Source organism: Novosphingobium sp. GW835-FHT14H07 (assembly GCF_058793515.1).
The window spans coordinates 15,043-34,545 of the sequence record NZ_JBXAFX010000029.1 but is presented as its reverse complement, the minus strand read 5'-3'; the positions used below and the strand labels follow the sequence as shown (position 1 = coordinate 34,545).

Annotated in this window: 17 protein-coding genes; 6 read left to right on the top strand and 11 right to left on the bottom strand. The window is 63.6% G+C overall.

Annotated elements, in window-relative coordinates:
* The first annotated feature begins 28 nt into the window (after window positions 1–28).
* From traF to AC1Q5P_RS18510, 5 genes are all read left to right on the top strand, one after another.
* On the top strand, window positions 29–853 hold the full coding sequence (traF, locus tag AC1Q5P_RS18530) for a conjugal transfer protein TraF (RefSeq protein WP_492519732.1): 825 nt from the start codon (window positions 29–31) through the stop codon (window positions 851–853).
* The gene (locus AC1Q5P_RS18525) at window positions 853–2,301 is read left to right on the top strand and encodes a conjugal transfer protein TraH (protein ID WP_492519731.1); all 1,449 of its coding nucleotides are present in this window, start codon (window positions 853–855) and stop codon (window positions 2,299–2,301) included. Before traF ends, AC1Q5P_RS18525 begins: the two co-directional genes overlap by 1 nt.
* 35 nt (window positions 2,302–2,336) lie before the next feature.
* Window positions 2,337–5,375 (top strand): conjugal transfer protein TraG N-terminal domain-containing protein, encoded by a 3,039-nt coding sequence (locus AC1Q5P_RS18520; protein ID WP_492519730.1) that lies wholly within the window; start codon window positions 2,337–2,339, stop codon window positions 5,373–5,375.
* 484 nt (window positions 5,376–5,859) lie between these two features.
* Window positions 5,860–6,183 (top strand): type II toxin-antitoxin system PrlF family antitoxin, encoded by a 324-nt coding sequence (locus AC1Q5P_RS18515; protein ID WP_062342803.1) that lies wholly within the window; start codon window positions 5,860–5,862, stop codon window positions 6,181–6,183.
* Window positions 6,184–6,206: 23 nt separating this feature from the next.
* The gene (locus AC1Q5P_RS18510) at window positions 6,207–6,662 is read left to right on the top strand and encodes a type II toxin-antitoxin system YhaV family toxin (protein ID WP_197423605.1); all 456 of its coding nucleotides are present in this window, start codon (window positions 6,207–6,209) and stop codon (window positions 6,660–6,662) included.
* Between the two features lie 543 nt (window positions 6,663–7,205).
* Here the strand turns inward: AC1Q5P_RS18510 and mobF are convergent.
* From mobF to AC1Q5P_RS18495, 3 genes are read right to left on the bottom strand one after another with little or no spacing between them, the layout of a single operon-like run.
* Window positions 7,206–10,250 (bottom strand): MobF family relaxase, encoded by a 3,045-nt coding sequence (mobF, locus tag AC1Q5P_RS18505; protein WP_492519729.1) that lies wholly within the window; start codon window positions 10,248–10,250, stop codon window positions 7,206–7,208.
* Between the two features lie 3 nt (window positions 10,251–10,253).
* Window positions 10,254–12,584, bottom strand: coding sequence for a type IV secretion system DNA-binding domain-containing protein (locus tag AC1Q5P_RS18500; protein WP_492519728.1), 2,331 nt, complete (start codon window positions 12,582–12,584; stop codon window positions 10,254–10,256).
* Window positions 12,571–12,861, bottom strand: coding sequence for a CopG family transcriptional regulator (locus AC1Q5P_RS18495; RefSeq protein WP_492519727.1), 291 nt, complete (start codon window positions 12,859–12,861; stop codon window positions 12,571–12,573). Before AC1Q5P_RS18495 ends, AC1Q5P_RS18500 begins: the two co-directional genes overlap by 14 nt.
* A gap of 472 nt (window positions 12,862–13,333) precedes the next feature.
* Here AC1Q5P_RS18495 and AC1Q5P_RS18490 point away from each other — a divergent pair, with 472 nt between their 5' ends.
* On the top strand, window positions 13,334–13,561 hold the full coding sequence (locus tag AC1Q5P_RS18490) for a hypothetical protein (RefSeq protein ID WP_022676683.1): 228 nt from the start codon (window positions 13,334–13,336) through the stop codon (window positions 13,559–13,561).
* 126 nt (window positions 13,562–13,687) lie between these two features.
* Here the strand turns inward: AC1Q5P_RS18490 and AC1Q5P_RS18485 are convergent, their stop codons facing one another.
* From AC1Q5P_RS18485 to AC1Q5P_RS18450, 8 genes are all read right to left on the bottom strand, one after another.
* Window positions 13,688–13,999: a hypothetical protein gene (locus AC1Q5P_RS18485; protein ID WP_022676684.1), complete on the bottom strand. Its 312-nt coding sequence runs from the start codon at window positions 13,997–13,999 to the stop codon at window positions 13,688–13,690.
* Window positions 14,000–14,430: 431 nt separating this feature from the next.
* A complete protein-coding gene (locus AC1Q5P_RS18480) occupies window positions 14,431–15,486 on the bottom strand; it encodes a DUF2493 domain-containing protein (RefSeq protein WP_492519726.1) in 1,056 nt (351 codons plus the stop codon).
* A gap of 335 nt (window positions 15,487–15,821) precedes the next feature.
* Window positions 15,822–17,171, bottom strand: a complete 1,350-nt coding sequence (locus tag AC1Q5P_RS18475) for an anti-phage deoxyguanosine triphosphatase (RefSeq protein ID WP_492519725.1) — start codon at window positions 17,169–17,171, stop codon at window positions 15,822–15,824.
* 5 nt (window positions 17,172–17,176) lie between these two features.
* Entirely contained in the window at window positions 17,177–17,566 is a 390-nt protein-coding gene (locus AC1Q5P_RS18470) for a type II toxin-antitoxin system VapC family toxin (protein WP_492519724.1), read from the bottom strand.
* Window positions 17,563–17,808: an AbrB/MazE/SpoVT family DNA-binding domain-containing protein gene (locus tag AC1Q5P_RS18465; protein ID WP_118075687.1), complete on the bottom strand. Its 246-nt coding sequence runs from the start codon at window positions 17,806–17,808 to the stop codon at window positions 17,563–17,565. Before AC1Q5P_RS18465 ends, AC1Q5P_RS18470 begins: the two co-directional genes overlap by 4 nt.
* Before the next feature lie 155 nt (window positions 17,809–17,963).
* A complete protein-coding gene (locus AC1Q5P_RS18460) occupies window positions 17,964–18,515 on the bottom strand; it encodes an RES family NAD+ phosphorylase (RefSeq protein ID WP_079731395.1) in 552 nt (183 codons plus the stop codon).
* An 18-nt stretch (window positions 18,516–18,533) separates the two neighbouring features.
* On the bottom strand, window positions 18,534–18,896 hold the full coding sequence (locus AC1Q5P_RS18455) for an antitoxin Xre/MbcA/ParS toxin-binding domain-containing protein (protein WP_006949410.1): 363 nt from the start codon (window positions 18,894–18,896) through the stop codon (window positions 18,534–18,536).
* Between the two features lie 87 nt (window positions 18,897–18,983).
* Window positions 18,984–19,496: a Ros/MucR family transcriptional regulator gene (locus AC1Q5P_RS18450; RefSeq protein ID WP_079731396.1), complete on the bottom strand. Its 513-nt coding sequence runs from the start codon at window positions 19,494–19,496 to the stop codon at window positions 18,984–18,986.
* Window positions 19,497–19,503 lie beyond the last annotated feature (7 nt).

Here is a 19,503-nt window from a genome sequence, read left to right as displayed (position 1 = left end):
TTAGCGAGTGACACGAAAGGAGCACGCCATGCCGACGTCGACAACAACCCTTCGGCCTCTTGGTGCGGCCGGCCTGGCGATGGCTCTCGGACTCGCCTCCCAAGTTCATGCAGCGCCCAGCGAGAGCAGCGAAATCGAGATCCACCGCGCCCCGGATGCGCTCTATTGCACCGAGCGGCAGCTCGGCACCTGGTTCTACTGCGATCCGCCGGAGGGCAAGCCTGCACCTGCACCAACCAGGACCACGCCCAAGGCAACGCTTGCCGCCATCGGTGCCGAGCTCGAGGAGCTCAAGGCGAGGGCGATCCTTGATCCTAGCCCCGAGAACGTCACCTCCTACATCCGCTTCCAGCGCGCGCAGCTTGATCGCTCTTCGATCTTTGCCGATGTCTGGCAGCGTGCGCTGTGGCAGGACCCCGGGCTCGACTACACCTTGCAGCGGCCGGTCTCGACGCTCGGCAAGCGTGCCTGGATCGACCAGCGCAAGACCGATCGCGATCATGTCATGGCCGAACTTGGTCGCCGCTACGGCGTTTTCTACTTCTTTGCTTCGAGTTGCGGGGCCTGCGACATCTTCGCCCCGATCCTCAAGGCTGTAAGCGATCGCTATGCCTTGCCTGTGCTGGCAGTCTCGATGGACGGTGGCCCCTCGGCCACATTCCATGACTACATCGTCGACAGCGGGCAGTACGAGCGGCTCGGCCTCGGCAGCGACCGGCAAGTGCCCGCCCTGGTCCTGTTTGACAGTGTGACCCGGCGCCCCATGCCGATCGGCTACGGCATCTTAAGCCAGGACGAGATTCTCGACCGCGTGTTCCAGCTGACCACGGTCAAGAGCGGGAGCGATTTCTGATGAATGACCGGTTCTCCCAGCATCGGGCCCGGGGCAGGTGCCTGACCGGCATCATTGCAGGCAGTGCCCTCCTTCTCGGAACGCCAATGCCCGCGAGCGCCGGGGTCGAAGGCGAGATGTCGAGCTTCATGAGCGAGATGGGCGCTGCCGCCAATGTCACTGGCCCCAGCGCCTATCGCGGACAGTCCGCAGGCTACTACTCGATGGGTTCGGTGTGGTCGCGCTTTCCGCAAAAGAGCATTCAGCCCTTCAATCTCCAGTTGCCTCATGCCCGCGCCGGCTGTGGCGGCATCGACCTGTTCTCGGGCTCCTTCTCCTTCATCAACACCGCAGAGCTCGTCGCCATGATGAAAGCCACCGCCAACAATGCTCTGGGCTTTGCCTTCAAGCTCGCGATCGACACGATCTCGCCTGAAATCGGCAAGGTCATGGATGAGCTTGCGCAAAAGGTTCAGCAAATGAACCAGATGAACATTGCCAGCTGCGAGACCGCGCAGGCGCTCGTTGGCGGCCTGTGGCCGGCCAGCGACACCGCGTCCTCGGTGGTCTGCGAAGCGATCGCCAACAGCCAGGGCGCGGTCGCCGACTGGGCACGTGCGCGCCAGCAATGCAACAACGGCGGACAGCGCGAGAGCCTCAAGGCCGCAAACTCCGATCCCGCAATGGGCGAGCTCGCCGGCATGCCCAACAACTACACCTGGAAGGCGCTCTCCCGCAAATACGGCGGCTTCGACACGCAGTTTCGCGAGTTCCTGATGACGCTGGTCGGCACGGTCATCTACGATCCCGCAGGAAACGAGGGCAAGCCGCGGGTCCAGTTCATTGGTCCTGCCGATGCTGCCCTGATCAGCGCGATGCTCGATGGCACAGCATCGAGCCCGCATAAGGTCCTCACCTGCGGCAGCGACAGTGCTGCATGCATGCACCCGTCCGAGGTCCAAATGGTAATCGGCCCCAATGCGGCGATCAAGGCGCGCGTGCGCACCCTCATAGAAAGCATGGCCCGCAAGGTCCGCGACCCGGGCGCTGCGCTCACACCTGCCGAGATCCAGCTGCTCGGCATGGCGAGCGTGCCCGTCTACAAGATCATCACGGTGAGTGCCGCAGCCGAGTTCGGCATTTCGGCTCAGGAATTGAACGACCTTTCCGAGATCGTGGCGGTCGACCTTGTCACCACCATGACCATGCGCTTCATTGACATGGCCGTGAACGCCCGCTCGGACTTCAATGGCGCCGATGCGGACAGTTTGCGCGAATGGCGTGAGGGCCTTTACGAAACCCGCCGCAACTTCCTCGGCATCGCGGCGCGCACCTCGCAGCGCTTCGACCAGACCTTCGCCCTGATCCAGCGCACGCAGATGCTCGAGAAGACCCTGCGCAGTCAGCTCTCGCCGCAAATGGCCGCAGCCTTGCGCTTCTCGCGGTCGCTCGGGACCCAGGTCCAGTAGCAGCGGGAAAGGTCACAGCACGGGGAGCGTGGCACATGCTCGAAGTCTTCACGGTCGGTGGCGGGGAGTTTCTCGTCAACACCTTCAACGCGGTAGCGGCTTGGACGGGATCGGGCGGTTTTCGTTCGCTGCTCAGTGTCTGCATGGTCATGGGGCTGACCTATGCCCTTTTGATCACCGCGATGGACCTCGATTGGCGGGTGTGGCTGCGCTGGTTCATCCAGTCGACGATGATCTACCTCGTGCTGATGGTGCCAACCGTGACGGTCAAGGTCACCGATCGCATCAATCCCAGCCTTGGTCCTGCCAACGTTGCCAACGTGCCGATCGGTCTCGGCATGATGGCCTCGTTCACCAGCCAGATTAGCGACTACTTCACCCGCACGGCCGAAACGGTCTTCGTGATGCCTTCGGCGCTCAACTACTCGACCAGCGGCTTTGTCTATGGCGCCCGGCTGTGGGACAGGACACGTGCGTTCGAGATCCGGGATCCGGTCTTCCGCGCCAATCTCGACGGCTTTCTCAAGCAGTGCGCCTACTACGACATCCTCCTGGGCACTCGCAGTCTCAAGGTCCTCAGTGAGTCCAGCGACCTCTGGGCCGAGTTCGGCGTGAATGCCGCGACCAATCGCGGCATGAAGTTCCTGACCGATACCGGGGGCGCAACCGACATTGAGGGCAAGACCTGCGCACAGGCCTGGCAAACCCTCAACGCACAGTGGAACGGACAGATCGACGCGGCGGCCATCCCGTTTGCGCGCACGCTGTATCCCAAGCTCGCATCGGCCGCAGCCAGTAGCAAACTCGCAGCGGACTTGCCGGTAATCTCGCAGCTGCTGACCGGCACCTCGGCTTCACGAAATCAGATCCTGCGCCAGAAGAGCATGGTCGATGCGTTCGAGGCCGCGCAGCTGGATTTTGGGAACGTCGATTCCGATGCTTTCGCGCTGCAGCGCGCCGATATTCAAGCCCGCAATGCAATGACCACGGCTGCAGAGCAGGGTCTCATCTGGATCCCGGTCCTCAATGTCGTGTTGACGGTCGTGTTCTACGCCCTGTTTCCGGTGGTCTTCCCCCTGCTGCTGTTTCCTCGCACGGGCATTGCGACACTCAAGGGCTACTTCGCGGGGTTCTTTTACCTCGCTGCATGGGGACCTGTTTATGTCCTGCTCCACAGCTTCGTCATGGACCGCCTTGCTGCACAGTCACGCGCGCTTGCCGGAAGCGGCGTGACGCTTGGCAACTGGTCCGGCATTGCCGGGGTGAACCAGGACATTGCAACTATGGCCGGGTTCCTGATGATGTCGGTACCGGTCCTTGCCTTGATGGTCATGCGCGGGACTTTGTCGGTCGCGCACAGCATGGGTTCGATGCTGACACCTGCTCAGGGAGCAGCGGATGCAGCCGCCGCCGAACGGACCACCGGCAACTATGCGTTCGGCGATGTCAGCCATGGCAACTTCAACGCCAACAACCGCCAGACGGCGCAGTGGAACCAGGCCCCCAATCTGGCTGCGGGTGCTAGCCACATGGGCGTCAGAAGCGACGACGGCGCGATGGTTCATGCCTATGGCAGCGGCGCGCGGGTGATCGACACCAGCGGAGCAATCTCGCAGTTGCCGTTCAAGGCCTCGATGACGCGGGGCTATGCCAGCGATTTGCGCAATCAGGGCCAGTGGTACCTCAATGAGGCCGACCGGATCGAGAACGGCACCTCGGCGACGTGGAGCAGCACGCACGGGACCTTTGGCAGTGCGGTTGCCGCCAGCAGCCAAGTGACCGGAAGCCGCAGCGAACGCGGATCGCGCGCATCCGACACCCACAATGTCGGCGGCAGTGTCATGGTCGAAGGCTCGGCCGGCAAGTCGACCCGCGAAGTAACCAACGACGATCTGATCCTGCGACAGGGTAATAGCCGTTCGAGCGGAAATTTCTCGACCAGGACCTTTGGTACTAGCGCATCTGTTACGGGCACCGGGACAATCGGGACCCCGCTGGACGGCGCCAACGGGAGCGGCGTCTCCGCTTCAGCCTCTGCTGCCTTATCCGGCCGCAAGGAGACCGGCGACAGCGCGAGCGTAAACACCGAGCAGTCAGCAACGAACCAGGTCACCCGCGGCACCGACAAGTCCGAGGATGTCAGCAGCCGCGTCGTCGTCAGCGGCAACAGCGGCGACGTCCAGTCTTTAGGCACGTTCAGCCAAAGCTCCGACTACACCGATGCCAGCCAGAGCCGGACCAACAGTGAGGGCTCCGACTGGTGGGTCTCCGAAGCCCAGGAACGCCGTGCCGCCGCCGCGCGCTACCGCGAGATCGGCAGCCGTATGATGAACGAAGCAAGCTATGCGGAAAGCCACGGGTTCCAGGTCTCGAGCGACCTGTCGAACCTGATCCAGGATCGATACGAGGCGCTGCAGCGTGAGCACCCCGAGTGGCACCTTCCAGACATTGCCAATCCCCGGCTCGGTTACCGCGACATGGCACGGCGCGACCAGGCGATCAGCTACGTTATGGATGACCTGATGAGCGACCTCAGGGACCGTCGGATCGACGAACTGGGTGACGTCGCGGCGGTCGCCGGGCAGGGCGAGCTCGGCAGCCATGCCGATCTCGGCATGCCGCAAGCAGCATCGCTTCCGCCTGTCGATTGCACTCCGCCCCTCGTGACTTCACCCGTCCAAGGAGGAACGCTGCTTGCGGCTCTCGACGGCCTAGTTGATGGTGCCAGGCTGGCCAGGGAACTCGGTATGGGCGTCAAGGCCGGCGCGCGGCTCGGCCAAATGGATAGCGACCTCGCCCCTGCGATGGGCGTGGTGGCGGACGAGGCAAGGGCGCTCGGCTTGCCGCGCCCGGTGGTAACCTCGGGGAATGACAGCACCCAGCATGCCTCCGGCTCGGCGCACTATGACAATCGCGCGCTCGACTTCCGCGGAAACAACATTTCAGATCAACAGGGAGAACAGTGGGCGGAGCGCGTGCGCGAGCGCCTGGGTCCCAATTATGCCGTCGACTTCGAAAGGTTTCCGGATAGCCCTGCTCGCGATCACCTGCACGTTGCCAAGCGGCGTGGATAGCTTCAGCCGAACAAATTCGACATATAAGCGAGGAAAGCTCCCAGCATGGCCATGATCACCGCCAAGGGAAGAGGCGAGGGGTAGTTCCCCGAACTACCCCCTCCCCGAAAAGTCGGGATCGGTTGGCCAGTTACGTGATCGAAGTGACCCGGGCGGGGATACAAGGGTTGGCCATCAAGGCCATAACGATTGTGGTCCATGGTGGCGCTCCTTGCACTGGCAAGATCATATCGGATTCTCGCAGGATTTTCAATGATTTGCCAGGAAAAAGGAAAGCTCTGCGCCCTTTCTGAACCTTCACGCTGGTTAGCGTGAAGCGTCAATCATTTCGCATAAGGCCGTTATGGACAATGATGCAGAGATTATGGCGGATATTCTCTGATAAAATGCGGCTAATGGACAACGGAGAGGCGGGTGGATCTTGGTATGAACCTTGACGGGGTAAGAATTTTTCCTTACCTTTCCCTCAAGAATGGAGAGCATCATGGCGATCTCACTCGAGGAAATCAGCACCATTACCGCTAAAGGACAAACCACGATACCCAAGGCTGTGCGTCAGGCGCTGGGTGTCGATTATGGCGGCCGCATTGCCTTTCGGGTGAGCGATGCGGGGGTGACCGTGTGCCGTGCCGATATCGACGAGGATCCGGCAATCGACAGTTTCCTGAGCTTTCTGGCAGCCGATCTTAAACGCCATCCCGAAGCGGTGAAGGCCCTTGGCCCGGAATTGGCTGCACGCATCACTTCGCTGACTGCCCATGTTCCGGTCGATCTCGATGAGGCAATTGATGGCGACGTTGACCTTTGAGCAAGCACCCAATGCTTGAAGGAATGACCTTAAATGGATGGGCACTCTACACCCATCCGCTTTTCCTCGACCAACTGGAGAAGCTGACGCTTGCTGTCGAACGCGCCCGTGCGAAGGATCCCAGCGGATACGCATCGACTGCCAACGCGAAGCTCCTCACGGCGCTTCGCAAGTTGATGTTTGAGGTAATCCCCGTCGATCCAGCCCGCCCCGAATTCCGACAGGGCGGGACGCTGGGCCCGTCCCGCAAGCACTGGTTCCGGGCGAAGTTCGGAAATGGGCGATTCCGCCTGTTTTTCCGCTATTCGACATCCGCAAAGATCATCATCTTCGCATGGGTCAACGATAGTGACACGCTTCGCACCTATGGCGCGAAGAACGACGCCTATGCCGTCTTCAGGGCTATGCTCGACAAGGGCAACCCGCCCGAGGATTGGAATGCCCTGCTGAAGGCAAGTGAGACACTTACCGAAAGCTGACCCGGGCTACTCAGACCCAACTGCATCTCGACATATTCGACCTCGATCCGGTCGACATCGACAATACGTCCTCACACCCGGCCCCGCCCGCTGACCTCCACCGCTCATTCGTCGACAAACCCAAGCCGCCAGCACAGCCTGTCTTCGTCCGGCAATATCGGCCCACGCGCTCCCGGTGCGGTAGTGCCGTCGTGGTACCTGGAGACACGGGGGCGGGATGGCGTCGTAGGTCATGGATGGCGCAATCTGGTCGGAAGGCAGCCGCCCGCAGACCGGACGACATGCTCGTCCTTAGCCTGCCGAGCCGCTTTCTTCCCAGTAGTGTCTGGGTGAAGGATTGGCGCGGCCCGGTGGGAGGCAACCCGGACCGCGCCGTCTTGCCCTTACGGGCAGGAAGCGAAAGCGCGCGCTGTCCCCGCAGATCATGGCTCGGAAGCGACGATCCATGAGCAATGCAAGGGCAACCGGCATTGTCATTCAACGCCTCGACAAAGCTCGTCTGAACGCCGAAGTGCGAAAGGCTGCCCATGCACTGGGACAACTTCACAGATCGAGTCCCAAGGACTTTTCGGGCACTGGCAGCTGCCGCACTTGCGGTTCGCTTGCGGGCCCCAGCAAAGCATCCAGCTTCGCCTTGAGCTCTGCGCTCATCCTGAGCTCGGGCAACTCCCGGGCATCGACCGGATTGTCGTGGCGGGGTTCGACCTCGACTTTGCCGGCCACCTCGAGCGCGGAGGTCTTGTTCCCAGGCGTCCGGTCGAGCTGCTGCTTGAGGCTTTCGAGGTTGTTGGTGACGACCATCATGTCCTCGGTTGCACGGGTATTGAGCACGTTCTGCGTGCGCTGGGTCGCCAGATTACGCTGCGACGAGGAAATGACCTCTATCGCCTCAGGCTTGGTCATGCCCTGTGCCATGTGGGCATTGAGCGCATAGCCAAGGTCGAGCCGGCGTAGCATCGGATCGCCCGGTGCGAGCACCAGTTGCCTCTTGTCGGCAAGCTCGACCCGCACACCTTTAGGCCGGGCCTCGAGGACGGTCGCATAGGTCGACTTGGCGATGTCGCGGGCCCCATCCTGGTCGCGCCAGAACACGGTCTCGCCGTCATGAATCTTGAGCTCTCTCTGCTCGTAGAGCCCGATCCGGTCGAAGCGATGATCGGGGTCTAGCCGGTCAGGATCGATGGCCTTGCGCCGTCCCCCGGCCTCGAGCACGACCTTGCCGTCCTTGCGGATCTCGCAGACCTCGTACTCCCCGCGCTTCAGCCCCAGTTCGCGCACGTCCATCCGCGCGTCGAACACCTGGCCCACCCGATAAGTTGAGGCAAAGCGCAGTTCCTCGCGCGTGGTGTTGGCGCTCTGCAGAGTAGTGAGCGTGACACCCGGCCCGGTAAGGGCGCCCTCCTTGAGCAGCCCCACCTGGACCCGCGCATTGATCTCGGCGCGGTCATCGCGCCCGGCGGTGAAGATCGCGGTCGCCTCGCGCTTATCGGGGCTGAGCGACAGCCATATGTCGGCTGCACGAGCCACATGGTCGGGCCCTGCTTCGATCACCCGGCCGTGAGCGGCAAGAAGGTCGAGCGCCAGGCTGGCATGGCCTTCGTTCGAGAGCCCGGCGACCGCCAGCAGCAGGGGCGAGTTCTTCTGGCGGATGTTCTCGTCCATCCGCACGGTTGCTTGCCCCGCGGCCTGGCTGACGGCGAACATCTTGCCCTGTTCGATGGCCGACAATTGCTGGCGGTCGCCCATGAAGGGTGCCTTGGCGAGATCGAGTTGCTCGGCGAGCGCGGTCAGTCGCAGCATGTCGCGCGAGGAGACCATCGAGCTTTCGTCGGTGATGATGACCGTGTTGGCGAGCGCCGCCTTGGCGGCTTCGAAGCGCTCACCCGATCCCGCGGCCGCAGCCCTGCCGTAGGTGCTGAGGAACTTCGCGATCGTGTAGGCCTCGATCCCCGCCTCGCGCATCTGCTCGGCCGACATGCCCTGGCCGCCCCCACCGCGCAGGTCCGCGACCATCTTGTTCTGGAAGGCGAGCCCAACGAGCCTGACGCCATCATCACTCAGGACCTTGTCAAGCGCGCCCAGCAACGTCGACTTGCCCGCGCCCGCCACGCCCTGGACATTGAGAAAGCGATCGGTGCCGGAGAGGATCGCGACGCCGGCTGCGAGCTGTCCCTCGTTGAGCTGCCAGGTATCGACCCCGGCGCGGGCCTGCCCAAGCTCGCGCGCCGCCTCCTGCAGCCGCGCCATGGCCTGCTCGGGCGGCATGAACGCGCGGCCCTTTCCGGCCCCGGCATCGATGCGGTCCAGAATCTGTTGCTCCATCGCGAGCGCGGCCGGCGTCGTCACCAGGTCGAAGTGGCCGTCGAGCCGCTCCGACCTGCCCGGGATCAGGTGACCATCGCGAATGAGTTCGCCGATCCGTTCGACGACGGCGCCTCCTTCGAGACTCTTGATCTGGAAGCCCAGCGCGGCGCTGAGGATCGCCTGCGGCGAGAACGCCGCTTCGCGTTCCGACAGGTGGCGGATGGCCGACGCCGTCGCGTGCTGTGCCTTGATCGTGCTGGCGGGCAGGAACAGGGCCGATGCGCCGCTCACCGCCAGCGGGCTCGGCGTGCGCAGCGCAGCGCCGATCCGGGTTGATACTTCGCCAAGCGCTGCGCTCGCGGTTTCGCGGAACGTTGGACGTGCCTGCACCTCGGCGCGGGCCCTTGCCTCGCCGATGAGCGCCTTGCCGTCGAATCCCAATGCCGCCGAGCGATCGTGCCAAGTCTGGACGAGTGCCTGCCGATCCTCAACGGCGAGCTTGGGGTCGCGGGTGTTGACCGTCACCCGGTCCTGTCCCTGCGGGGAGGCGATGCCCAGTTCCTCGACTTTGGTCAGGATGTCTTCGCGGCGTTGGCTGAACTCCTTGATGACCTCGCGTGGCACGCCCTTGATCTCGAACGAGCCATGCTTGCCCGCCGCCTCGGTTTCGTAGCCAAGCTTCTGCAACTGGGCGCGGAAGGCGGCATGGTAGAACTGGCCGATCGTGGTGTTGTTCTTCCAGATCTCGCCGTTCCACAGCGCCTTCCAGGTGCCCTTCGGATCGCGAGTCAGGTTGGCGACGACGGCATGGATATGGCCCTGCGGATCGAGGGCGCGGCTCGTATCGTGGGCGAACAGCGCATAGACGAGATTGCCGGTCTTTTGGGGTTCGCCGCTGCGCGAGCGGTCGTAATTGCGGCTCTCGGCAAACTGCTTTTCGACGAGCTGAGACATCGTCGATTTTACGGCGGCGAGGTGCGCATCGAGGATGCGCTTGTCGCCGCTCACCAGTGCGAGGATCGAAGCGGACTTGGGCATCGAGAAGGTAAGGTCGAGACCCAGACGACGCCCCTCGACCTGACCCACCATCTCGCCGTCGGGCAGCCGCCCATTCAAAATCGCCGCGAACTGATCGCGCTCGACCTGGCCCTCAAGTCCGAGCGCGCGCGCACCCTCGCCGCCCCAGACCCCGGCTTCCGCGTGTTCATCGGCCGTGTAGTAGTTGTCGTTCGCGAAATAGTCGGCTGCGCCGCTTGACGACCTGACGGATGCGATGGAGTGCATGGCCTACATCTCCATGCCGCCGTCAGGGGAGGGGGTATCGAGCTCAGGCTCTCGCGACGGTTCCTTCCCCCGTCCGTCCGCGGCCTCGCGGTCGATCGCTTCGGCAAGCTCGCGCGCAGCCTGCGTGGCCCGCTGGGCGGGGAGCTTAAGGGCCGCACTGCGGGGGGCTTTGGATGCGGTTTCGGGCTCGTTGGCGCGCGCAGTTGACGCGCTCTTCACGATCTCGGCGCTGGCGATCATCGAGCGCCCGAGGCTGGATTGCGGCGCTGCCGTGGGCTCGGCCTGCGCGGCGGCAAAGTTCAGCTCTTCCTGTCGGGGAGCGGGACAGGGCTTTGCCGGTTCGTCGTCGATCGCGGGTGCAGGGAAGAGTTCAATTTCATCTTTGTTTTCGCGTCCGCCGGCTTCGCCTTCCGCGTCATCGTCGGCATCGCGCGCAAACTCGATCGGCTCGACATGCGCGCGCAGGACATAGCCTTCGGCAACCTTGGGATAGTCCTTGTAGGTAAGCTTGATCCGCGCGGCATCGAAGCCTTCGGGGAACACCAGGAAGCCGCGCAGCGAGGGCAGCTTCATGATGTCATCGGGGAGCACCAAAGGCTGCACTTCGGATCGCGGGGTGATCGTCGCGGCGTCGCGGATGTTGGAATAGCCGTAGCTGTAGGCCTCATCCATCATCCTGACTTCACGGTGCCCGATGTAGTCCGAGCAGTGCTCGGCGGTGTCGCGGTCGGCTGCGGCGAGAACGAGCTTGGTCCGCGCGAGCGAGGCAAGGTTCTGCGCGCCTTCCTTGCCGTAGGTCTCGGCCAGCTTGGCGAACGAATGGATGCCGAGCACGAAGGCACCGCCAAAGCCGCGCGCGGTCTGCAGCCCGTCCTCGATCGCCGGCAGGCGGTGGAGCGCGTGGACCTCGTCGAAGAAGAACCAGGTGCGAAGATCGCGGGTGCGCGGCAGACGCATCAGGGTGTGGACCGCAAGGTTCATCCAGAGCGACAGCAGCGCCCGGTTGAGCACCAGTTCGTTGTGCGAGGAGGTGATGAACAGGATCGAACCGGGCTTGTTCTCCGCGCGGATCCAGTCGGAGATCGAGAAGCGCTCCTTGCCCTCGGGAAGGAAGCGCAGTGCCTGTGCGTTGGTGTTGAAGACGGCGCGAATGGATTCTGCCATCTTGGCGGCTTCGGGCGCGGTCAGCGGGTCGGCGACGGTGTGCTCGAGAAGTTTGTGAACCTCCTTTAGGTCGGCCATCATCAGGCGGCTCGCGAGCGCCTCGTTGGTCGCCTCGCCAAGCTTGATCAGCTTGATGCAAGTCTCGACGAACAGCGTGCGTGCAGCCAGCATCCAGAACGGCTCGGCGCCTCCGCCATCGGCAGGCAGCAGAGCAGCGGCGATGCCGGTGAAATCGGCGTGGTTCGTCGCCTCGGCGAACACCGACCAGGATGGACAGCGCTCGTCCATCGGGTTGAGGATGGTGTCGGTTTGGGGGTTGTAGAACGCCTCGACATAGGCCCCGGTGAGATCGAACACGACGGCCCGGTCGCGCCGCGCGCGCATCTGCGCGATGAGTGCCCGCATCTGCGTTGTCTTGCCCGTGCCGGTCGAGCCGATCATGATCGTATGGGCCTGCTCGGTCCGCCAGGGGAAGGGCACGCCCGCGATCGAATAGACGTGATGGATGCCCGCCACCTTGCGCGTCTCGAGGCCCATTTTCATGACCTCGTCGAAGCTCTTGCCAGGCAGGCGCTCGGCGATCTCTGCGCCGAGCATGTCGCGGTTATGGGCGTTGATGACATCGGCAAGTTCGGCGGCATCGACCAGCATGGCGCCGCGCTGGTGCCGCTCCTCGAGGATCGACTTTCCGCGCCGCTTGGAGAAGTCGACGAACCACACCGCGATCGGCACGGCGACGAAGAGCGAGATAAACAGCGAGCCCCAGATTGCCCGCATCAGCTTGTTCCAGGCGACGACCACATCGGGGTGCGAGGCGACCATGCCAACAGGAGCCCGGACGACTTCGCCGGAGGGGAGGGTGAGGTTGAGAATCTTGGCGTGCGAGAATTCCATGAAGGTCCATCCAGCGGCGTAGACCCGCATCAGGATCATCTGCACTTCGTGTTCATGCAGCAGCAGCGCAAGGACGATCGAAAGCGCGATGCAGAAGGTGAAGAACCACACCAGCAGCGGCATCTTTGCGGAGGCGAACCACATCATGAATTCGTGGGTGATGAGCTGCGAGCCGCGGGTGAAATCGCCGGCATTGCGCGGCATGTTCCCGCGCGCGGAATGGTGCTGCAGCTTGCCCGGCCGCGCGCGGTCCGACCAGGTGTCAGGACGCGGCACAGAGCGCCTCCATCCGGCGTTCGGCTTCGGTGATCAGCGCGGTATGGGCATCGGGGTACTGGCGCTGCACGATGAGGTCGGCGACCAGGAACAGATACTCGGCCGAGAACTGCCGGCGGCGATCCGCCTCGCTGGTGCCCGACATGACGCCCAGGAATTGCTCGAGCGCGATTCGCAGGAGGTTCGATCGGGAGACGTTTTGCGCGGTTGCGGCGGCCTGCGCCGCATCGGCCAGCGGCTGTGGAAGCCGGAGGGTAATCAGAACTGTTTCAGTCATCACCACGCCCTTCGAAAGGGCCTGGTGGAGATTGCGCGAGAAACGTTTTAAGGCATCGGGGGGCCCTTGGCAAGAAAGCGGTTGGGGAGCAACTGGCGTATTACATTGTAATACCTCTGAAATCGCGCAATTCCGGCATGTTGGCGGCGGGTCGCGATGCTGTAATACGATGTATTACCAAAGGCCCACTCTGTACACACACGCATTTCCGCCATTTTCCCTACGGCCCTGCCGTGTAGGGTGTGCAACTCTTCCCCTTAATCCGCTGCCTTGTGTCTGGTGGGTGATTGCTGGTCTTTCTGGCGCATGGATTCGGGCTTTGACCACCTGTCTTTAAGCCAATGAGTACCGCTGATTTCAGGGCGGTAGGCACGATTTATTTTCAGGTCTGGTGGCAAAAGGCTTGCCACTGCAGGCTCTGCTTGGAATCTTCGGCACGGGAGGTTTCAGCACCAACCCACGAGGTATCATCATGGCCAGGAAAGGAAGCCTTGAAGCGGAACGACAGGCAATCGCAAAGGAACGTCAGGCGCTGGAAGCGCGCGAGACGAGACTGCGCGAAAGCGAGCGGGCGGCGAGTGTCGAGTTGATGCACAAATCGGTTCTCGGCAAGGCGCCGTTCGAGAGGGTCGAAGCATTCTTCGCCGCTCTCGGAAAGCTCGGTCTGGACGAAGCGGAAAAGCGCCTGCGGGCAAGCTGAAACCGGCCTCGACAGAGGCCAGCACAGCCGGGGCTCGATGCCCCGGCTGTGCTTTATCTGGCACGCAAAAAAGGGGGCCGGAGAGCACCTTGTCGGTGCCCTCCGGCGCTGCGGTCGATGATCATGTCAGAACGGGCAATCCGCGTCCCATTCGGGATCCATCACCACGCTCATGAAGCTTGCGGCGCGGGCGATGTTCGCTTCGTCGAAGTCGTCAGCCATCATGCCCGGGACGGAATGGACGATCCGGTCGATCAGGTCCTGGGGCAGGGCGTTGTAGTCGCCCTCGTCGATGGCGAGAAAGCAGCCGAATTCGTCCTCGATAACGTGCTGGTCGAAAAAGCTGTGCTGGGCCCGGATCGTTGCGGCGCGCAATGCTGCGTCATAGCTGATGGGGTCGAAAGCCGGGATGTCGAGGGTCTTGGTAAGAGCGTTCATGTGAGCCTCCTGTCAAAGCAATTGAAGAGGTCACCTTCGGGATGGCCGAGCTTGGACCGGGTCAGGAACGGGCCGCCCGCGGCCCGCCGCGAAGCGGGGGAGGGGGAGCCGATTTTTTTGCCTTCTTCAGGCGTAAAAATTGGGGGAACCGCCCTTCTTGACGCGGGCCAATGGCGGCCATCATGCTTGGAAGTCTGCGAGAGTGTTTAACCCTGTTGGGGAGCACCCCGGTGGTCCACGCGCGGGTACCGCTTGCCCGGCCGATGCGAAGCCTTCGCGCCCCTTCCAGCAGGCCGTCAGGCCATTACTGGCGGGGGCAAGATGCGAGCGAGCCGGGCCATGACAGTGTGCGTCCGGGTCGACAAAAAAGAAGGGCATCCGGCGGTGAGGCCGGACACCCTTCTGGTTGATGCAATCGCAGCTGGTGCCGCTCAGAATGGCGGGAGGTCATCGCCATTGACGGTGCCACATGCCGTGCGCTTCATCGCAGGCCGCTCAGCTTGCGCTGCGGCTTTGGTCCGCGCCGCCGGGGCCTCGTTCTGAACCGAAACGTCGCGCACAATGTGGAGGGGAATGCGTGCTTCGCGGAGGCGGTCAGCAAGGTTCGCCTGGATGCCGCCGCCGCTGCACACCACGGCCTCGACAGGCTTGAAGGCGAGCATGCGGGCGTTGCGCTGATAGGGTGCGGAAGGTCCCCGCGAAGTATCGGGCTTGCACAGGATCACCGGCACATTGTGGCGCGATGCCCAGGCTGCCGCGATCACGTCCGCGCCCTTGTTCTGGGCGGTCGTTGCCAGCGCCATCGACGGGACCCGGGCATGGATCGCGTCGAGATAGTCTTCAACCAGCGCAATGTCGGTGAACTGCTGTCCGCCCGAGAACACCACGACCGGACCCGATGGGGCAAACTGCTCGCGCCGCTGCGCTTTCTGTGCCGCGAGATAGTCGCGCGCTTCGATCATCGAGGCATTGGTCTTGGACGAGACCCGCGAGCCCCGCACCGGCGAGAATGGGCGGCCGGTCTCGACAAGGTAGATCCGCGCGGCATGGTCGCGCATGCACTCCATCGCATCGCGGCATTCGGCAAGGCTGCGGGCCTGCATGGTCAGGTCCTCGAGATCGGTCGCATAGACTTCGCTCGGATCGTATTCGCGCAGCTTTTCCTGGAGGCGGTTCGCCATTGCGTCCTCGCGGTCGTCGAGGCGCTTGGCGACGACATGGAAGCTGTTGGCCACGCCCCAGGCGACTTCGCCGGCGAAGTCCTCCATCCGGGTGTCGCGGAACAGGTCGAAGACCGTTGCCAGCATCATCTCGATCGCCGCCTGCGCAACTTCCGGTTCGGGCATTTCGGCAGCGCTCGGCTCATGTTCGATCGAGAGCTTCGCCAGTTCGGTCTGCTCCATGAATGCCCGGGCGTAGTCAGGCGTCGCGATTTCGCGCGCATAGTGTTCGGCAAGGTCAGCAAAGTTCGAGAAACGGTCCGTCATGATAACCTCCAAAAGGAATTTTCTCTCATCACGCTGATGAAAGATGTGCCTTGAAGGACGCCGGAGTCAGGCAGTCAGGGACGGCGGCGCGCACGCGCTGCCGCCGCGAATAGCGGGCGTGGGGGGAGCCGATTTTTGATCGCAAGGCGCTAGCCGCAGCAGGCCAAAATCGGGGGGCACCCGCGATCCTTGACGGCCGCCAATCTCCCAGGCGTCATACTATGGCGATGCTGATTTCGCTCAGCCACCGAGATGAGAGAGAGATTACGGTTTTGCCCCCGAACCCCATTTGGGCGTTCGGGGTTAACCGCAAAACACACTTAGCCCTTTTCCACTCAGAGCCTGTCGAACACCGATCCCATGCGCGGTGAAAACAGGCGCTCGTAGGTCTTGAGGAGATGCGTGTCGGTCATCGCGGCGACGAAGTCGCAGATGACCCGAAGGTCGCCGCCCCCAGCTTCGTACTTCACGAGCTCTTCGCGGGGGAGCAGGCGGGACGGATCGGCCTGCATTGCCTCGAAAACGGCGACCACCATTCCCTGGCCCTTGAACTCGAGATGCTGGACGGCAGGCGAGGTAATGACCTCGTCGACGACAAAGCCCTGCAAGACGTCGAGGAACTCGCGCTGGGGGGAGGCGACCCGCACACTCCAACGCAGGAATGGCTCGGCGAACTCGGGGCGCTCGACGAACTCGACCGCGGTCAGGAAGTGGTGGACGAGGCGCCCGATGAAGCGCTTGCGCGAAGCGGGGCCGCCGAACAGGCCATCGACCATCTGTGCAAAGACGTCGTTGTCGCTTTCGCCCGGGTACTTGGCCTTGAGCGCGTCGAGGAATGAGGGGCACTTGTCCTGGAGCACGGCCGCGAAGCGCTCGCGCGTGACGAGATCAAGTGCGATCGCGTCCTCCAGATCATGAACGCCGTAGGCAATGTCATCGGCCGCATCCATGATCGAGCAGTCGAGTGCCTTGTGGCGGGGCTTACCGTGCTTGCCCTCCTGCGCCGCGAAGGCCTGGAAGGCCTCGCGGTCCGGATGCGACAGGGGCTGGAGGATCCAGTCGACGACGTCCTGTTCGCTATCGAGATAGCATTTCGGCGGTTTGCTCGCGCGGCCGTCGATGATCTTGATCGTCGAGGGACCAGCTAGCAGTGCGGGGGCGAAACCAGGGTTTGCAATCCGGCTGAAGGCGACCGGGTACTTGAGGACCCCGAGCATCGTCCGGCGCGACAGGTTCGCGCCAGCGCCTGCGGAGAAATTCTCGAGGCGCGCGAGGATGCGCAAGGTCTGGCCATTGCCCTCGAACCCGCCAGCACCGCGCATGCAGTAGTTGAGCGCGATTTCGCCGCCATGCCCGAAGGGCGGGTGCCCGAAATCGTGGGTGCACCCGATCGAGTGGATCGTGCCGCGATCGGGCAGCAGCGGGGTCGCCGGATGATGGGGGAAGGACTTCTCGAGCTGGCGGGCGATGCCGCCAGCGATCTGCGCAACCTCGAGCGAATGGGTGAGGCGGGTGCGATAGAAATCGCTGTCACCGAGGTTGAGGATCTGGGTCTTGCCCTGCAGCCGCCGGAACGAGGCCGAGTGGATCACGCGCGCATAGTCGATGTCGCCATCGTCCCGCGCGTCCTCGCTCTGCGGGGTCCAGCCCTCGCGGCGGGCTGACCAGTCACGGGCAATAGTCATGGCGATCAGCGGATCACGGTGACGGCGACACCGGCTGCGTCCGCGACGGTGCGCCACTGCTTGTCGGCGGTCAGCGCCGGAAGACCGTCCCGGCGCGCGAGCGCCAGGCAGAAGCGGTCGCCGAGCGACAGGCCGGCATCGGCGGTCGCGGCGCGCAGGCGCCCGGCGATGGTGGCGAGCGCCTGGTCGGCCTCGACGATCGCCATCGGCAGGGGCCGCAGCATGGCGCCGACTTGTTCGGCGGGCATGCCCGCATGGATGAAATGGCTGACGACCTCGGCGTAGTTCACGCTCGACATGCGCGAGGCACCGATCGCATCGGCGACCTTGCCCGCGCCGGGCTCGTCCCGGAGCAGGGCAAGCAGCGCGGAGGCGTCGAGTACGACTTCGCTCATTCGCCCGATTCCGCGCGGCGGCGGCCAAGAAAGGCATCGACCGAAGCCTCTGCCTTGTCGCCGGTGTACTTCTTGGCAAGCGCCTGCGCGTGCGCGATCGACTGCGCCACGGTGCGCAGGATCACGCCGTCCTCGGTTTCTTCGACTAGCAACGCGCCGCCGCCGGCTAGGCCGAGCCGCTTGCGGATCTCGGCCGGCAGGCTCATCCGACCGTTTGGCGTGATCGTCACTTGCACCGTCATGGCACTGCTCCTGATGTGGCGAACGCGTCGCGAAGCTTGCGTGTGAGCCAATTTAGAGAACATATGCCACAAAATCGCAAACGTGTCACGAATAGCGCCTCTTGGCACGATTGCTTAGTTTGATAATATAGCTTATGTTAAATGTTATCAATGGCTTAGGTCGACTTTGGGTGATCCTGCCACGATGATTGATCACGCGGCAAGCGCTGCTCGTCATCGATCACGACCAGGCGATGCGGCGCTTCGCGGCTCCACGACCACAGCACGAGATTGCGATCGTCAGGCGTCGCACGCGAGGCAAAGCTCGGAACGATGACGCCCGCGCAACCTGCCGCGATCAGCCGGTCGGCAAGCTCCCAGGTCGGAACAGACTTGCGGTCACCGGCAAGCCGCTCCCACGCGCAGCCCAGCTGCGTGAGGGTGACGTCGGCGTGATCGCGCACCGTGGGATCGGTGAGGTCGAGCACATCGGCAATCTCGGCGCGGTAGCTGCAGATGGTCAGCGGCTGCGCCTTGAAGGCGAAACCCTGCTGGGCTTCGAGCCAGGCCGTCTCGAGGCTCAGCGCCGCGTAGAAGCAGGCCGTGCCGATGCGGTTGAACCGTCCGCCATGGAGTTTCGCGCCTTCGCCGGATTCGGGATCGTAGGCCCAGGCCGGATGATGCGCGCGGTAGACGAGACCGTCGAACCTGCTGAAGGCAAGTGCCACCTTGAGGGTGTCTGACGATCAGGCAAAGCCGCCAGCGGCGATCCGGCCGAGATAGGCGCGGACCTTCTCGCCGAGACCCTGGCGGACGAGCTCTTCAGCCGTGGCGTCGCCGAACGAAGGCAGCGGCTGCGAGCGATACCACGCATAGGCAGCGAGCTCACTGCCCGCCCATGGGATGACGCGGTTGATGATTTCGCTCACCTCGCGCAGCCGCGCCTGCGTTACCACGCTCTGGCTGCGGGCAGCCTTGGAGACCGCATCGCGCGACAGTCCGGCCGCGAGAGCCAGTTCCGACTTGGTGATGTGCAAGGCCGCCGACAGCCGGTCAGGCGAGACGCCCTTCTCGCCGGTGACTTCGCTCAGGAATGCCGCGCTTGCCATTTGCCTCACCATTTGCCGAATTATGGGGCATAATATGCGGCATAAAGCGGTAAATGTCAAGGTCGGCCCCCGGGTCGCGGCAAGGCGCTAGCCGAAGGCGACGCCGAGCTTCTTGCGCTTTGCCGGGGCCGCTGCGGCCGTGGGCTTCGCCTTGGGTGCTGCCTCGGCCGCAGCTTCCGGTGCAACTTTGGCCACAGCCTTCGGGCTCTGGCCGGGCCTGCGGCCAAGGCCGATCCTGACCGCAAGCTCCTTGCGTTTGGCGGCATAGTCGGGCGCGACCATCGGGTAATCGGCAGGCAGGCTCCAGCGCGCCCGGTACTCGGCGGGCGTCAGGCCATGCTCGGTCCCAAGATGGCGCTTGAGCATCTTCATCTTCTCACCGCATTCGAGGCAGGTGACTGCGTCGGGCTTGACCGAGGCACGCACCGAGACGGCGGGTTTCAGCTCCTCTTGAGCCGGTTCCGGCGCCCGTCCAAGCGCGGCAAGCGAAGCGTAGACCGCCTGGATCAGGCCCGGCAGGTCCGCGGCCGCGATCGAATTGTTGCTGACATGGGCAGACACGATATCGGCGACATGATCCAGCAGTGCTTCGTTTTCCATGCGGGCG

What these genes read in the sequence shown, in the direction of transcription:
- AC1Q5P_RS18475 (WP_492519725.1), bottom strand. Translation starts at nt 17,171, where the DNA reads ATGACTATTGCCCGTGACTGGTCAGCCCGCCGCGAGGGCTGGACCCCG.
- AC1Q5P_RS18470 (WP_492519724.1), bottom strand. Translation starts at nt 17,566, where the DNA reads ATGAGCGAAGTCGTACTCGACGCCTCCGCGCTGCTTGCCCTGCTCCGG.
- traF (WP_492519732.1), top strand. Translation starts at nt 29, where the DNA reads ATGCCGACGTCGACAACAACCCTTCGGCCTCTTGGTGCGGCCGGCCTG.
- AC1Q5P_RS18480 (WP_492519726.1), bottom strand. Translation starts at nt 15,486, where the DNA reads ATGACGGACCGTTTCTCGAACTTTGCTGACCTTGCCGAACACTATGCG.
- AC1Q5P_RS18455 (WP_006949410.1), bottom strand. Translation starts at nt 18,896, where the DNA reads ATGGCAAGCGCGGCATTCCTGAGCGAAGTCACCGGCGAGAAGGGCGTC.
- AC1Q5P_RS18450 (WP_079731396.1), bottom strand. Translation starts at nt 19,496, where the DNA reads ATGGAAAACGAAGCACTGCTGGATCATGTCGCCGATATCGTGTCTGCC.
- AC1Q5P_RS18520 (WP_492519730.1), top strand. Translation starts at nt 2,337, where the DNA reads ATGCTCGAAGTCTTCACGGTCGGTGGCGGGGAGTTTCTCGTCAACACC.
- mobF (WP_492519729.1), bottom strand. Translation starts at nt 10,250, where the DNA reads ATGCACTCCATCGCATCCGTCAGGTCGTCAAGCGGCGCAGCCGACTAT.
- AC1Q5P_RS18490 (WP_022676683.1), top strand. Translation starts at nt 13,334, where the DNA reads ATGGCCAGGAAAGGAAGCCTTGAAGCGGAACGACAGGCAATCGCAAAG.
- AC1Q5P_RS18515 (WP_062342803.1), top strand. Translation starts at nt 5,860, where the DNA reads ATGGCGATCTCACTCGAGGAAATCAGCACCATTACCGCTAAAGGACAA.
- AC1Q5P_RS18465 (WP_118075687.1), bottom strand. Translation starts at nt 17,808, where the DNA reads ATGACGGTGCAAGTGACGATCACGCCAAACGGTCGGATGAGCCTGCCG.
- AC1Q5P_RS18525 (WP_492519731.1), top strand. Translation starts at nt 853, where the DNA reads ATGAATGACCGGTTCTCCCAGCATCGGGCCCGGGGCAGGTGCCTGACC.
- AC1Q5P_RS18510 (WP_197423605.1), top strand. Translation starts at nt 6,207, where the DNA reads ATGACCTTAAATGGATGGGCACTCTACACCCATCCGCTTTTCCTCGAC.
- AC1Q5P_RS18485 (WP_022676684.1), bottom strand. Translation starts at nt 13,999, where the DNA reads ATGAACGCTCTTACCAAGACCCTCGACATCCCGGCTTTCGACCCCATC.
- AC1Q5P_RS18495 (WP_492519727.1), bottom strand. Translation starts at nt 12,861, where the DNA reads ATGACTGAAACAGTTCTGATTACCCTCCGGCTTCCACAGCCGCTGGCC.